The sequence below is a fragment of the Pseudomonas sp. GM21 genome, from assembly GCF_000282215.1.
Classification (GTDB): domain Bacteria; phylum Pseudomonadota; class Gammaproteobacteria; order Pseudomonadales; family Pseudomonadaceae; genus Aquipseudomonas.
Genome location: NZ_AKJS01000155.1, coordinates 1 through 13,988 on the forward strand (window position 1 = coordinate 1; position 13,988 = coordinate 13,988).

Annotated in this window: 12 protein-coding genes; 2 read left to right on the forward strand and 10 right to left on the reverse strand. The window is 52.0% G+C overall.

Going from position 1 to position 13,988, the window contains the following annotated elements; translation table 11 throughout:
* Positions 1-155: 155 nt before the first annotated feature.
* From PMI22_RS04540 to PMI22_RS04520, 8 genes are all read right to left on the reverse strand, one after another.
* The gene (locus PMI22_RS04540) at positions 156-788 is read right to left on the reverse strand and encodes a helix-turn-helix transcriptional regulator (protein WP_007948401.1); all 633 of its coding nucleotides are present in this window, start codon (positions 786-788) and stop codon (positions 156-158) included.
* Between the two features lie 19 nt (positions 789-807).
* Positions 808-1,437, reverse strand: a complete 630-nt coding sequence (locus PMI22_RS04535; protein WP_007948402.1) for a hypothetical protein — start codon at positions 1,435-1,437, stop codon at positions 808-810.
* A 200-nt stretch (positions 1,438-1,637) separates the two neighbouring features.
* On the reverse strand, positions 1,638-3,572 hold the full coding sequence (locus tag PMI22_RS30890) for a TniQ family protein (RefSeq protein ID WP_007948404.1): 1,935 nt from the start codon (positions 3,570-3,572) through the stop codon (positions 1,638-1,640).
* Positions 3,565-4,497, reverse strand: a complete 933-nt coding sequence (locus tag PMI22_RS04530) for a TniB family NTP-binding protein (RefSeq protein WP_007948405.1) — start codon at positions 4,495-4,497, stop codon at positions 3,565-3,567. Before PMI22_RS04530 ends, PMI22_RS30890 begins: the two co-directional genes overlap by 8 nt.
* 4 nt (positions 4,498-4,501) lie before the next feature.
* Positions 4,502-6,421, reverse strand: a complete 1,920-nt coding sequence (locus PMI22_RS04525; RefSeq protein WP_007948406.1) for an integrase catalytic domain-containing protein — start codon at positions 6,419-6,421, stop codon at positions 4,502-4,504.
* Positions 6,422-6,723: 302 nt separating this feature from the next.
* The gene (locus PMI22_RS0129760) at positions 6,724-7,446 is read right to left on the reverse strand and encodes a TnsA endonuclease N-terminal domain-containing protein (protein WP_007948407.1); all 723 of its coding nucleotides are present in this window, start codon (positions 7,444-7,446) and stop codon (positions 6,724-6,726) included.
* Positions 7,447-7,697: 251 nt separating this feature from the next.
* A complete protein-coding gene (locus PMI22_RS30035; RefSeq protein ID WP_007948410.1) occupies positions 7,698-8,363 on the reverse strand; it encodes a TnsA endonuclease N-terminal domain-containing protein in 666 nt (221 codons plus the stop codon).
* Positions 8,353-9,183, reverse strand: coding sequence for a hypothetical protein (locus PMI22_RS04520; RefSeq protein WP_007948411.1), 831 nt, complete (start codon positions 9,181-9,183; stop codon positions 8,353-8,355). Before PMI22_RS04520 ends, PMI22_RS30035 begins: the two co-directional genes overlap by 11 nt.
* 358 nt (positions 9,184-9,541) lie before the next feature.
* Here PMI22_RS04520 and PMI22_RS04515 point away from each other — a divergent pair, with 358 nt between their 5' ends.
* Positions 9,542-10,453, forward strand: coding sequence for a hypothetical protein (locus PMI22_RS04515; protein WP_033049661.1), 912 nt, complete (start codon positions 9,542-9,544; stop codon positions 10,451-10,453).
* Between the two features lie 1,063 nt (positions 10,454-11,516).
* Here PMI22_RS04515 and PMI22_RS04505 read toward each other — a convergent pair.
* Positions 11,517-12,470, reverse strand: a complete 954-nt coding sequence (locus tag PMI22_RS04505; protein ID WP_007948415.1) for a DNA-binding protein — start codon at positions 12,468-12,470, stop codon at positions 11,517-11,519.
* A gap of 135 nt (positions 12,471-12,605) precedes the next feature.
* Here PMI22_RS04505 and PMI22_RS04500 point away from each other — a divergent pair, with 135 nt between their 5' ends.
* Positions 12,606-13,532: a site-specific integrase gene (locus PMI22_RS04500; protein ID WP_007948416.1), complete on the forward strand. Its 927-nt coding sequence runs from the start codon at positions 12,606-12,608 to the stop codon at positions 13,530-13,532.
* 176 nt (positions 13,533-13,708) lie between these two features.
* Here the strand turns inward: PMI22_RS04500 and PMI22_RS32160 are convergent.
* Positions 13,709-13,988 (reverse strand): hypothetical protein (locus tag PMI22_RS32160; RefSeq protein ID WP_238543980.1); only part of this gene is annotated, 280 nt, incomplete at its 5' end.

Below are 13,988 nucleotides of genomic sequence, written 5' to 3' on the forward strand. Positions count from 1 at the left end.
GAACGCAGGCTTCGCCAGCTGCTACAGATCGCGTTATGGCTTAACTGATCGGCATTAGGGCTTGCCCGCGATGGCGGTATATCAGCCAACATTTATATCGACTGATCCTCCGCTTGCGCTGGCAAGCCAGCTCCCACAGGGGACTGCGCGGTCCGTCAGTCCTCGTCATCCTGACCCTCAATCGGCCGCAGTTTGAACCGGCAGACATTCCCGCCCCGAACCATGCATTCCGTATGGTCGACCTCACCACCGCCCAATGCACCGATCAAGGCCAGGTCCAGCTCGCACACCACCGGATGAGCGGCCGCGAGGCGGTGAAACACGCAATTGTGCGCGACGATTTCCTTGTCGTCCGAGCTGCGAAAGATCACTTCGGCTTCGTATCCGGCCTGATTCATGTGCTGCACGATTTTGCCTTCGTCTACCACGTGCTGTTCGCGGTCCAGCGCCAGTTTGCGACCCATGCTGCGCATCAGCGACGCGAGTGCCTCGGGGCCGATGATGTCAGCCACTTCGTCGATCAGGACGCTGGCCAGCAGTTGATATTGGCGGGGAAACAGCTCCTTCGCATGCTCGGTGAGCCGATACAGTTGCTCCGGACGCCGACCTGTCGGGCGCGTGTCCCCGCGCAGGACCAGGCCGGCCCCCTCGAGCGCCGCCAGGTGCTGGCGAATCGCGGTGCGGGTGACGGCCAACTGCTCAGCCAGTTCGTCAATGCTCATGCCCTTGGCATGGTGTAGCAGCGCATTGAGCAAGTCCTGCTGGGTGCGGCCCAGTCCTTCAAGCATGGCGTGTCCTCGCTCGGTATCAGAATTTGTCCGGAAACTGTTTGACCAGTGCCGCCGTCAGCGCGTCGGCCAACGCCTGTATATGAACGCGCATCATGTGCCAGGTGCTGGCTTCGCCGGCATAGTCATGTGCGGCGATTTGATCGATCTGACTGACATGGTGCCCGCCGTGGGCCGATAGCATTGTGACCAATGTGGCTTCAGGCAAGTTGGGGTTGGCTGTGGCCAGGAAAGCGGCAATTGCCTTGGCGTTACTGGTCAATTCGGCGACGGCGGCTTGCTTGCCTTTCGCATCTTTGGCAACGGTGGCGTCGCTGTAGTGTTTCACTGCAGCCCAGTGACCGGCCAGCAGCTTGAGCAGTTGATCGGCGGCAGGCTGGCCGTAAAGCGGGGCGATGCTATTGGCGATTTGGGTGGCGTTGTTGACGACCTGCTCAGCCGCGACTTTGGCTTGCGCCTTGTCGCCTGCCTGGTTGGCAACCACGTAGTCTCTGATCCAGAAAATATGCTCGGCCCACAGATCGCGCAATTCGAGGCGGGTGGTGAGGGCCGCGCTGTCGGCGGCGGGTGGTGTGGCGGGAGGCGTCTGGCTCCAGACGGGTTGAGCGCACAGCGCCAACAACAATAAAGCCAAGGTTTTGATATTCATCGTTGAAAACCTTTAGATGTTGAACCCGATTAACTGGGTAGAGCCGCTGTAGCAAACAAAAAATCATACAGTTGAAAATTATAATCATCAGAAGGCGAATTTTTAGGATATAGAGTCAGCAGATAACGAACTCTGCAGCTTGTCGGTTTCGACATGAGAGGGAGCGAATTTAGGGGGTGAGAAGTATGACGATGAACCGGTCAGGAAAGGTTGTCCGAAAGTGAAAGTATATCCGAAAGACAATACAGTTTTACTGACGGGCAATACGCGGGGTGGTCAGAGGTAATAGGCCTGATAATCTTTATTTCAATTAGGCGTTTAAGGCCTCCAGAGGTCAGATTAGCCAATAGCCAAGCTTTGTACTGCGGAATATACATTTTTAACTGGTGCTCTATTTCCTTGGCAATACTAGTACTATAAAATTTTTGATTGCCGATGAATAACGGTTTTGTATTGTCTTTAACCTCGAAGCGTCGTCTTAAAATATAGGCGTTAGTGTCAAGTTTGGTGGCGAGTTCATAGTGGGTAAAATGGTCTTTGCGCCATTCCATGAGTAGCTTAAGTGCTGCGTCCGGGTCCGTGAAAGAATTGGTTTTCGCGCTGTATTGTGATGTAAGTTGTGGGATGACATTTGACTGAATAAGCTGAATGACTGTTTTTCTTTTAATGTGTATTAGTGAGGCGAACTCCCAAATGGTGTGTTTTTTTCTCGCGCGTAAGATCTTCAAATCATCGTGGCGAGATTCTATGGATTTTTTTATGTCTGGTGTAATTTGTTCTCGGTAATAAAGATAGGGGAAGTTATCGTGCGGTAATATAATGTTATTTTTAATGAGGATGGATTTGATGGCTTTGCCGGATATTCCAAATTCTCTGGATAACGCCGGGGTGGTGGTGAATTTTTCAGCAAATAATTTAAGACAATCTTTGTGTATAAATTTTGCGCGCGTTTTTCCTCGAGTAATTTTTCCCGGAATAATTTCTCCTGGAATGAATCCATTTGAAACGAGTTCCTCGACTTGGTGTGGCAAAATCCCCCAGTTAGACTGAATTTTATGTATCGATTCATAATCTTTGCGTGTATATCCGGCAGGGGTTTCTCCTCTAGCTCGTTCTTGTTTAAATTTGTTTATAACCTCGCACATTTGATCCTTGTGGTAAAAGATCCTGTTGGCGATGCATATTTTTTGAAAAGAATTGTTTTTTAGAATGGATCTTGTGGTTTTAAGTGCACCGACAGTGCCGAACGAGGATTTTAATTCAGCAAAGGTGAATGCGAGAGATTTACAGCAGTTTAGCACAGCGCAAGTGTGCGAATGGAGTGAGTTGTTTTTCAAGTAATCCAATGCTGTGCTACTGATCCATTGGTCATGACTGTGAATCCATGGAGATAGCAATGTTTGTGTTGGGAAGTTTGGATAAGTGTTGGCTAAATGCGAGAGGTAAGTCTTAAAAAAATTCTTATCTTTTATTCCTATGTTTACCGCTATGCTAATTGCGCAATTAGTGTCGGGATCGGAAAGTAGTTTAAATTGCATGCAATCAAATGCAGCGAATGTTCGAGTAATTGCATTTTGATTAAGGTTCAGAAATAATTCTAATAATCTTATTGTGGCAGTGTCCTGGGTGGGTGTGGCTAACGCGTTGCGTAGGTCAAATTGACATTTGCAAAACGGTCCATTGGTATATGACCATTGATAGAGCCTGTCACATGAGGGGCAGTTGCTCAGGTAAAAGAGATGATGGTAGGGGCATACAGCCACATAGTCGATATCTTGGATAAATCGCCAGTAACCTTCTGTTAAGCAGGCCGGACAAAATCGCGAGTGATGCCGACATTTTCTGAAAGGGATCTCAATTTTTGCTATTATGGTGTTACGTAAGCCTCTCGCTAAAGGAGATGATCGCTTGTAAAATACGCTTTGAGAGGCAAATGGATTTTCATCATTTTTTAAAAAAAAATCGCTAATGACTTCTCCTTCAAACAAGTTTTTAAAGCTTATAAAAGCATCTACTCCAAGTGCGCGCGAAAAGCTCCTGACGTTGGTATATCCATTAAGGAAAGCCGTCCGTGAAACCAGGCTAGACGGACTTTCATGCGGGTAGGGCCTAGGCCAAAAAGCTAATTCATGCATTTTTCAGTTGCTCCATAAGTTTTTGAATTGTTCCAGCAGATACTTCAAAGGGATTTGTGTAGGGTTCGACCCCGTCGTTTAGTAGTCGCGCCGCCGTTGCACAATCCGAAACTGTGACTTCGTCACCTTCACGGGTCAATACGATGTGCATGATTTCATAAAGTAGTGTTCGTAAAGACCGCATATTCCCAAGTGTGTGCAAATAGAACGCACATGAAATTTTGCTATCGGTAATGTGTAACGGTTTAGAGAAGTTTCCGATTCTGCTCATTTCAGTATTCAATTTGAGCAATACAGCCATGAAAATTGAATCGTACTTCAAGTTGCTCAGTCTGGCGCGATATGGATAGCGACCAGCCAGTTCTTCGTGTTCGTCTATCAGTGACTCTGCGCTGGTTTTTCCTGAAAGAATAATCGGGATGGCAGTGCTGTTAGCCACGTGTTTTATCCACTTGCATACATTCTGCCACGTCTTGACAGCACTTGGGTTCAGCAGGTCGTGCACCTCGTCGATAATAATGAGTTTGGTTCCACATGTTTTCAGCAAACGGAAAAGCCGATTTTGTAATGTAGCGAGTTTGGCTACAGGAGGGTCGTCTCCTAGCGCCTTGAGCATTTCGGTGCACAAATCTATGATGGAGTACGTGGCTGGCACAGGACAATCAAAGGCGAGAACTTGTTTGAACTGCCCACTTTCAAGAAAGACTGTGCGCTGTCCACCGACCATATTGATTATCTGCGTACAGGCGGTACTTTTCCCCGTTCCGGGGTCACCCAATAAGAGTGCGCAGCAGGGTTCCTTTCTCAACCGCGTGGCTTCCATGCCGTGAAGCAATTTTTCGATGGCCGCAGCATATTGAGGGTGCATAATGATAGTATTTGAAAACTCGATGATCTTCGATTCCGTGGCAATTGATAGTGTCATAAGATTAACTCCCGATAACGTAGGTAGGCAGATTCTGTAAGGGAAGGCTGGCAAAATCGGTCGGCAACTTGGCAGGCGTGGGTGCGTCGTATTTGCCTGTGGGTCGCGAAGTACGCGACGAAAGCCCGAGTTTTTCCGCGGCCACCAACAGTTTTCTATTTTTCCGCAGATTATGGCGAGACTGAGCTGTTGAGTTGTGTTTTATTTCCCAAAGCTCATTGTAGATTTTTAACAGTGCTTGACGTGCGCGGCTTTCATCGAATTTGATTTTGTTTTTTTTGAGGTCATCCAAAACAAGCTGATGCGCGTACATGGTCAATTTTTTTTGATAGGGGGCTGTCGCAAAGGCATCAACTAATTCAGTGGGTTTATCCGGGTGACAAACCCATACATGTGAGAGGTCGGTTATATCTATGTAGACAATAGCTTTTCTGCTCTTTCCTAGAGCGGCTTCAATCGCGGGCAGGCTAGGGCCGGTCCATGAGAGATGTTTGTGTGTAACCCTTCCACCGTTTAATCTTTTGAATACAACCTGCTGACATATGCCCTTCAGTGCATCTTGGGTGTAACATTCCGGTGGCAGTTGGTCCAATGTTTCTGTCAACCACGCTTGATGCGGTGATGTGTGTATGGATTGGTGGTATTCTTGGTGATAAACTTCTTTTATGTAATAATCAAAAAGTTCATTCAACTTGCTCATCTGTATGCAGGCGCCATCTTCGGCTTTGTAATGTTTGCCAATAATGGGGTTTGATCCCGTGGAGCCTTCCATTGCTTGGATGAGTTGACTGATAAGCGTACCAAAAAAGCGTTCAACAATTGCTTTGGCGTTCGGCGTGAGGGGTGGTGCATAATGAATTTTTATGCAAAGCAGATCACCAGCATTTTTGACCGTTTCATTTGCGGCTTCTGCACCATTATCGACGGTAATTTCCATCGGGCGACCACCGAAGTGTTCGGGGTCTTCACACGAAAGTGCCATCCGGAGCGACTTCAGGAATTTTTCGGCACACGGAGGGGTCAGGGAAAGTTCATATCCGATGACATAGCGCGTGGAGGTTTCAATCAGCAAGTGTAACCATGGTCGCCCAAGCACTCGTCTCTTTTCATCAACCACGATAATATCCATTTCGTGTGAGTCTCCTTCGACGAGTCTTAGCAATAGTCGCGAAATTTTTTGTTTCGTGCTGTAGTTGTTGACCCTTTGGGCCTCCTGTTTTCCGAATTGTTCAACATCTCTATAATATTGATTGATGCGGTTGATCTCTCGAGATACGGTGGAGAGCGAGGGGGTACTGATTTTAATTAAAGAGTAGCTGCTCCGATCCTCGTTTTCGTTATCGATGTGCGCCGTAATTAGCTTGTAAAGGGTTTTGATCGTGGGATGCTTGGGTTGTAAATAGAATTTATAAATAAATGTCGAGATAATGTCGCGTGTTTCATTGTTGAGTTGCTTGCCGCGAGGGAGAGTGCTTTTTCGTTTGATCAGCGAAAATGGATTGAAATTTGACTCGCGGTAAGTTCTGATCCAGGAGTAAACGCTGGTGTAGCAGGGAGCCTTGTCGTCCCCATAACATTTTGATAACCGCTCTACTTCTGCCTCAACGGCATCATGAGGCAGAGAACCTTGAAAGCGCTCCGTAAGCTCTCGACTATAGTATATTTTACGTAAATACTCTTTCTTCTGGGCCTGGGGCATGGTATGTAAAACAGCCTCGTACGATGAATCAATTGTTGCAATTGCGTGCAGGCGCACTTCTCCTTTCAGTAGAAGGCTATTCAGCAAATCCGGCGTAAAGAATAATATTGTTTTGTATTGGACCGAGCGCATTGTAATCCGAGTGTCTTCTGTTGAGACCACTTCGTAAATTTTCCCGTAAATGTTGTATTGGCTGCCGGTCTTGATTGTCTTGATGCTGCCCATAGATTGCAATCCTCAGTTGGGGGAAATACTATAAGCATTGCTTCGAATTATTTTAAACAGTATAAATTTTCACTTAATTTGTCGGCGTAGTTGGCTCTGCAGTATGTTTGGGGTTGTGTGCTCAGTGATTGCTTTCCTGGTGAAGTTATGCAGGCTATGTATGAATGTACTAAGGGAGTGCCCGCCGGCACTGTCAGGCGGACGGTCAACTCTAGTTAATGGCGTATTGGCTTGGAGTTTTGCATTTATCGCCCACCACGGGTAAATCGGCTATGCATAAATTTTTGGGGAGCGGCATTTCTTTAGATGTCGTGAGAAGAAAGCGATTGATTAAAACAAACTAAGCTTGGCCAGCGAGGGTTGTGTTCTACATGTTTTACCTCACCAGAAAGCGGGGTGTGCAAGTTGAGCATGCTAGTGAGATCACAATTCAGTTTTTGTTGAAAAATGGCAGCACACACAGCTCTCATTGAGGGCGCTGGATTGTGCGCGAGCAGTAGAGAGATTGTCAGTGGCCCGTTCCACGTACCAAGGCATTGCATGAGTTGCCGCAACTCAAACGCGGTGACCTGATGAGAGCGCGAATACAGTAGCCCTAGATTGTCTAGAGTTTCGTCAGTAGGAAAGTCGGAAAGGACGAAGACTTCAAATCCGTAACCTAGCGCGCTGGCTGTGGCCGCAAAATTATCTAAAGTGCGCTGGTAGGAACTGGTCTGATCCGAATACCCTCCTTTTATCTCGATAAAATAACTACGGTCGTCGCATTGGATAAAAAAATCGGGTGTATATGTATGAGATTTGTTGCCGTCATTATAAGTGTGGCTGACTGGCTGGATGTAATACTGAGTGACTGCGGGCAGATACTCCAAGATCAAGCACATGTCGGCTTCATTATGACTTTCGCAGATAAGCTGGGTGTGATTTTTTCGCGATGGAAAATAGACTAGCGATTTTCCATAGCGGTTTTTACGCACGTCACGCGCCGGTGAAAAATGTGACGGAACCCAGTTTTTATCCAGCATCATGGTAGCCCTTTAACCTAGCCATCATACGCTAACGCCAATGACGGGCAGCGTATGGGGAGTATGAACTTGATAAGGATTAGGTCGAACTGCTCGACTCGCTTGAATGGTTTTTTGTGAACGTATCTAACTCCTGTGTTGATCGCGGGCATTGTGTGTCTCGGAACGAAACGAGTTCGCGGGTCACATTGATGACCTCATACAGCCCGCCGTCGTCCATCCGGTAGCGTCCGCCGACGCCAGGCGGCGGCACGCTAACCGCCTTCACAGTTCCCCTGCTGGATCAGTGAGCGCCGGTTCCGCGGCTGGCTCAGATCGGTACCCAGCTCGCCCCGAAATGGCCAGTGGTAGATGTCCCGCAAGCTCGGAGGGTAAGCACTGCTGAGCAATTCACCCAGGGTGAAAGACTTTTTGTAGCAGGACAGGGAATCCAGGAGATACGCTTGCTCCAAATCGTTAACGCGGAAGCCGTGAAAGTATAGGTACGGCAGGTTGGTGAAGACATGGGGGGGGATGAGCTGTTGCTTGTCGGCGCGACGCCACTCGATTTGCCATGCCTGACACTGCACCACAAAGCTGTGGAGTTTGAACCGGGTGCGTGTCGTCAATTGCTGGAAGTCCGGTTTGACCTCGGTGAAATGGTTGGCCACTTGCGCGTGCAGCACGTAAAAGTCCGGGGTGTAACGCATCGGCCCGCGTTCCGTTTCCCAGGTGAAGGTGTAGGGTTGCGGGTAATAAGCAATGACATCGTTGTCCCATTCCAGCCACACGCAGTACGCCGCCTCCACCGACCCTTCGCAGAGCACGACTTTGTGGTTTTTCAGGGAAGGGAAAAAGATCGTGTAGTAACCCGGCAACCCGCGATGAATTTCGCGCCCCGGTGCACGATCGCCCGCCAGCCACGCCTGTTCACTCCACATCACGCGCCTCTGCGTCCAGCGCGGAATTGCGCCCGCGCTCAGCTGTGCCTCGTCGTGACCCAGCGCGCTCAACGGCGACGCCACGGACTGGTCTAGAGAGGTCTTCTGCCGGGTATGGCCGTGCGCCCTTGGGTAGCCAAGGCGTCATGCCAAGCAGCGTGATGAAGGTCCACGCGGGCGTCTTCGGGTGACCACCAGCGGGCGCTGTTGCCGCGACCCGGTTTCGGCGCTCGGACGGCCAGCGATCCTTGCTCGGAGGATGGTCCCCGACTGGGGGTAGTTGGAGCATGGCGCGCCCGTTGCCACCGCTTTCCGGGCACAGCTTCAGCGCTTGCGCATCGACTTTAAGCCGTGCCAGCGTTTGCGCCCGAGTCACCGCGTCAGGAGGCTGGTAACGACTGAACTCATCCAGGATGATCAGTCGCACGTATGCCGTCTGGCGATCGACCAGGCGGGCCGAGCGCTCGTGGATCCCCTGTTGTCGCGTAGTACAACGACAGTGACGCTGCTCCGTGCCTCTGCGCAGCGCATCCTCCGCCGCAGCGTGGTTTGGGCTCATGGTGGGCTGCCGGGCAGTCGGCTTCGGCGGATTGACCATTTCTGCCAGCGTTTGAACGCAATGTTGTGACACCGGGGGGCTGACGATGATCAGGTCCTGCTGCACGAGCATCTTAAACGCTTCGTCTTGTGTGAAAGACAAACGGTGCCCGTCCTGCACGTCTTCCAGAAGCACGTGAGGCTGGAAGAGCTCCACCAGACGGTAAAGCCGGCCCCCAACGCTGCACAACGCCTGCGCATAGCGAGTTTTTAACGTGCTCATCGTGTGTCTCCTCTGAATCGCAGAGCGGGTCTGCCTGGGACTGAGACCGACCCGCATCAACTGGGCCAAGTCCGTGGGCAAGATCGCCTTGCTGACGTGGAAATGTAGAGGAAGGAAACGCGCAGCTCCAATGAGGGATGAAAATGCTGCCGTTCGTAAGTATCGAAATCATCCGCGCTGACGGTTTCAGTATCCTCTCCGAAGCTTCTATCCGACAGTACTAATGTTAATATTATTATCTCAATAATGGATCTTAATGTAATGAATTTACACGGATTTTCGTTTAAACAATTGTTTGTTTTTGCGAGGTGTTAATTATGTTAATCGTTGTTGCAGGAATATGTAATGTTTTGGGACTATGCAGAGTCATCAATGGCGGATCGCCGCCGTGGAGATAAACGTGATGGCTGTTTGTGAAGGCAAAATGTGTCGACACTTGAAAATGCAAGTGGCGCTGTTAGAGTTTTGCGAGGAGGCGGGAATTCCCGCGACTGGCAGTGCCTTAGCGCGTGCGTTCGAGGAGATGATGGATAGACCACGGTTAAGTGAAAATAACGAACGCTGGCGGTTAGCCTTACAGGGCTACAGCTACCGCAAAGGCTACCTTCGTGGCATCGCGAACCGGGTGCCTGCGGTGCAGCGGCTTGTGGATCACCCCTTTTGGCGCGTATTGGAACTGAGTGTGGTTGAGGTTCAGGTAAACGCGGACACCTTGCTGAACCGGTATTATCCGGATTTTCTACGCGTGGGCTTAATTAAGCAAAAACAATGGCTGTCACGGTGTAGCAACCTTGATCGCCTGACCCTGTGTCTGTTATTGGTCGCGAGTTATCGTTGGTCAGCAGTGCATCTAGAGTCCATTGCCAGAGTATTAAGTCGTCTTTGCGCCGAGAGCATTTGGTATCCCGCGCGGTATGCACTCGTAGGGCTTGTTCGTTGCTGGCTGGAATATCTTTCCGGGTTTAACCTGCTGCCTCGCATGCTTAGTAATAATGAGGCGCTGAACTTTCGCGTGATGTACTGGCAAGCTCTTCACGAACGCTGCTGGAGAACACCGCTGGTGCAAAACGAACTGCAATGGCGAGCGGTTTGTTATGTGTTGGAGCACGCAGATCAAGCCAGGCAAGAGCAAGTTCTGCAGAGTTTAACGCGGCTGGACGCGGCGGGAGGATCGATTTTTGGCGACGCTACGCTGCATTCGTTGTATCGATGCCGCAGTGGCGTGTTGCGTGGGTGGGGTTGTGAACCTGACGATATTAACTTGGCTTAATATTCTCTGGGCCGGGAGACGGCTTGAGTGACCAACCTTGGAAGTACTCTTGGCTCCGGTCACTCACGCTGATGAGCGAGCCGTCGTTCAGCCACGCCCGAAGCCCTGCCGCGAGCGCTGCAGGCTCGAGCCCGGTGAGTTGAGACAAGCCCGCCGCAGTGACCCAGTCGCCGTCTTGCAGGATCAACTGTCGCGCCTCCGTCAACATGGCCGCCTCCCTGAACAAAATGCGCAGTTTCAGCGTGCTGGGAGCGCTGCGGCTTGAGACTGGCTCCTCTGAATCGGCTGCCTGAGGCAGGGCACCGAGAAACACATGGTTCAAGACGTCGAGGCAATCGAGGTACACGTTTATTGCGTGCCTGTGTTGGCGCCTATGCCGAATTGACCCACATGCTGACGCAAGACTGATCCACCTCCAAATTTGCACAATCTCGCAATGGCAATGGTTCGCGAGGAACAGACTGGGTCAGTGACATCTCGGCAACTGGTGGATTCGACGTCAGCGCCAACAATCAGTTGAGCAAGGGCCGCATCTACCCCTAAAAGACCACCGTGACTCATGCAGCAGACGGGCAGGCGGATGGAAGCATCTGTTTGACAAGAGGGGTATAAGTCTTCGATTTCGTAGGTGTTTAGGTTCTTGGTGATCTTCATCGGCGCCTCTGACAGTCCATCGTTCCGAGTGCTGAACCGCGCTGGAGGCTTGGATACACCCACCCTCCATCATATCGTTCGGTCTGTTCTGAGGGATAGGCTCCATACGAGCAACATGCTACTGCGCGTAGACATTACTCTTTAAAACAAATAGGAGCAGCCTATTAGGCTGAATGGCGTTAAATGGGGGTGAATGGGTGTGTAATTGGGTTTTGAGGTGCTGAAGCTCGTTTCAGATTAATTCGTCAACTTGCAAGAGGTGCGCCTTAGCTTGCCGGCTCGCTGCTCTCGCCTGGGGAAGATTTGTTCCCCACGGCAGGCTCTAAAAGGATGAGGCGGATAGGTGAGTTCGCCGGATGGTTACCATAATCTTATGGTCGAGTGGCGATGACTTGCACGCGTGTGCAAGTTAAATGGGAGGCGATATTTGGCGTAGCAGCATTTGCAGCGTCTCAATTTGGCGTGCCTGCTCGCGTAACTGGCGCCGATCGGCGCGGTGTTGAATCAGGTACGGTTTGACCCGTTCCCGCAACACGGTGTGCTCTGTCATCAATTGTTGCAGTTGTGCAAGCAACGCAGTATGCGCGAGCTGAGTTTCGCGCAAGGTCTGCGCTTGCTGACGCAGGTTCACCTGCTGAACGCGGTGTTCATTTAGCTGGCGTTCCTGAGCGCGATACACGGTGACCAATTCCTCTTGCTTAGTCAGCTGCGCGTTTTGCAGTGAGCGCAATTCCTGGCGTAGCTGCTCGGTTTGCTCGTCGTGCCGGCGCTGTTCCTGCCCGCGCTGGGCCAGTTGTTCCTGGCGATAGTGCTCGAGCCCCTCCCGAGCATGTTGATGTTTTTCCTCTAGTGACTGTACCTGGTGGGCCCGTTCTTCGAGTAACTGTTGCTGGCCTGCTACGAGCTGTCGCAACCGTTGGTGCTCACCCTCACTGTCTTGTAACTGCTCGCGTAATTGTCGTTCGCCTTGACGTTGTTCCTCCCGTTCGTGGGTCAGTTGGGTGATAGTGGCCAGTGATTGTTCTAGACGTTCGCGGAGTTGCGCGTGTTCCTGCGCATAACCGGCCTGCTGGCGACCGACTGCCTCCCGCTCTTCGGCCACAGACGTCTGCGCTTGTTGAATCAAGCGCTCGGCTAGGCTGTTTACCAATGACAGGACTTCCTCATTCACCGGCGGCGGCGACGTGGCGGCGCTGGCGCTGGCGCTGTCGTTAAGTTCCTTTAGATAACGTTGGATGGTGCTTTTCGATCCGGTGTTGCCCAGTTCGACGCGTACCAGGTCAATGCTGGGATTCAGCCCACGCGCCAACAGGGCGTCACGCGCGGCGTGTACCAGGGCTTTGTTGATACCACCACGGGCCATGTCAGGAGCTCCTGTAGGATTCCCGGTAGTGATGAAGTATGGCGCATACCGAATGACTTGCCTGCACTTCAGCGGTGATGGGCACCGTTCAGCGCAGGCCTAGGCACGGCTGAAGTAAGGGAGGAGGGCAGATGTATGACCACGGTCGCAGAGCGTTACCTGCAAGCGGCGCGGCGCGAAAGTACTACGCGGCGCTACCAGCAGGCTTTGGCTCATTACGAGTCCGGCTGGGGCGGTTTTCTCCCAGCCTCCAGTGAAAGCATCGTGCGGTACCTGGCTGAGCACGGCGAAACCCTCTCAATCAGCACCCTACGCGGCCATTTGGCGGCCCTGGCGCGCTGGCATTTGAACCATGGATTTACTGACCCGACCAAAGCCCCGCAGGTGCGTGACGTGTTGCGTGGCATTCAGGCCTTGCACCCGCGGCCAGTCCGCCAGGCCGAACCCTTGCAACTGCGGGAGCTAGAGCAGTGTGTGACGGCTCTGCTGCTGGAGGAGACGTCGCCTAACCCGACGCTACGTTTGCGGGCCTGTCGCGATCGGGCGTTGTTGTTGCTGGGCTTTTGGCGAGCCTTTCGCAGCGACGATCTGTGTCGCCTGCGGATTGAGACCAATCAGTTGGTGGCGGGCGAAGGCTTGACCCTGTTTCTCTCCAGCAGTAAATCCGACCGTGAGCATCAGGGCCGCACCGTCAGCGTGCCGGCCTTAAAACGGTTGTGTCCGGTCCAGGCATATGAAGAGTGGCTGGCGCTCAGTCAACGGCAGGCGGGGCCGGTGTTTTGCAGTATCGATCGCTGGGGCCATCTGGCCCCGAGCGCCTTGCACCCCTACAGCGTGGCCCGGGTGTTGCGTCGGGCGTTGACCCGCAGCAGCGTCGCGGGAGAGCGCTACAGCGGCCATTCGTTACGTCGCGGTTTCGCGACCTGGGCCACGCGCAATCAATGGAGCCCCAAGGCCTTGATGGAATATGTCGGCTGGCGCGATGTGCACAGTGCGCTGCGCTATGTCGATGCCGGTGAGGCTTTTGGTGACTGGCGCCGCGACGCACCAGAGTCAGAATGACTACACTACGGACCATTGCGTACTGCGCTACAGGCCACGTAATTACACCTGTACGTCACGACCATTGATCCGCCGGGGGAACAAATTCTCAGGTTTGAGAATAGAAGGTTCTCAAACCCCAGCGTGTTTTTTGTGCCCTCCGGGCCGCAGGACGGTACGCCAGGCAGGAAATTGGGTTATTTTCGGGCTTGTTCATCCGGCTTCGCGCGGCTTAGGCGGATCGGGAGGAAGCAGCCGCCGTCGTGCGGCGGATGCCTGAACCCTGTGGGTGACAGGTGGTTGTGACTGAAATCGAGCACCGCGATGAAAGGGAAACGCAAAAGCACAACGACGAAGTGGCAGATGGCGGAGCAGTTCAAGGCTGAGGCTCGGGGCGTTTTAAAGGCGCGCTCTGCACGAGCCAGTCGATTCTTGGACGCCGCGGTTTTGGCCGAGGGCGTGCTGGAGCCCATTGGC

Coding starts and splice junctions, on each gene's coding strand:
- PMI22_RS04500 (WP_007948416.1), top strand. CDS start 12,606: ATGACCACGGTCGCAGAGCGTTACCTGCAAGCGGCGCGGCGCGAAAGT.
- PMI22_RS0129760 (WP_007948407.1), bottom strand. CDS start 7,446: ATGATGCTGGATAAAAACTGGGTTCCGTCACATTTTTCACCGGCGCGT.
- PMI22_RS30035 (WP_007948410.1), bottom strand. CDS start 8,363: ATGTGGAGTGAACAGGCGTGGCTGGCGGGCGATCGTGCACCGGGGCGC.
- PMI22_RS04515 (WP_033049661.1), top strand. CDS start 9,542: ATGCAGAGTCATCAATGGCGGATCGCCGCCGTGGAGATAAACGTGATG.
- PMI22_RS04520 (WP_007948411.1), bottom strand. CDS start 9,183: ATGAGCACGTTAAAAACTCGCTATGCGCAGGCGTTGTGCAGCGTTGGG.
- PMI22_RS04505 (WP_007948415.1), bottom strand. CDS start 12,470: ATGGCCCGTGGTGGTATCAACAAAGCCCTGGTACACGCCGCGCGTGAC.
- PMI22_RS04540 (WP_007948401.1), bottom strand. CDS start 788: ATGCTTGAAGGACTGGGCCGCACCCAGCAGGACTTGCTCAATGCGCTG.
- PMI22_RS04530 (WP_007948405.1), bottom strand. CDS start 4,497: ATGACACTATCAATTGCCACGGAATCGAAGATCATCGAGTTTTCAAAT.
- PMI22_RS04535 (WP_007948402.1), bottom strand. CDS start 1,437: ATGAATATCAAAACCTTGGCTTTATTGTTGTTGGCGCTGTGCGCTCAA.
- PMI22_RS04525 (WP_007948406.1), bottom strand. CDS start 6,421: ATGGGCAGCATCAAGACAATCAAGACCGGCAGCCAATACAACATTTAC.
- PMI22_RS30890 (WP_007948404.1), bottom strand. CDS start 3,572: ATGCATGAATTAGCTTTTTGGCCTAGGCCCTACCCGCATGAAAGTCCG.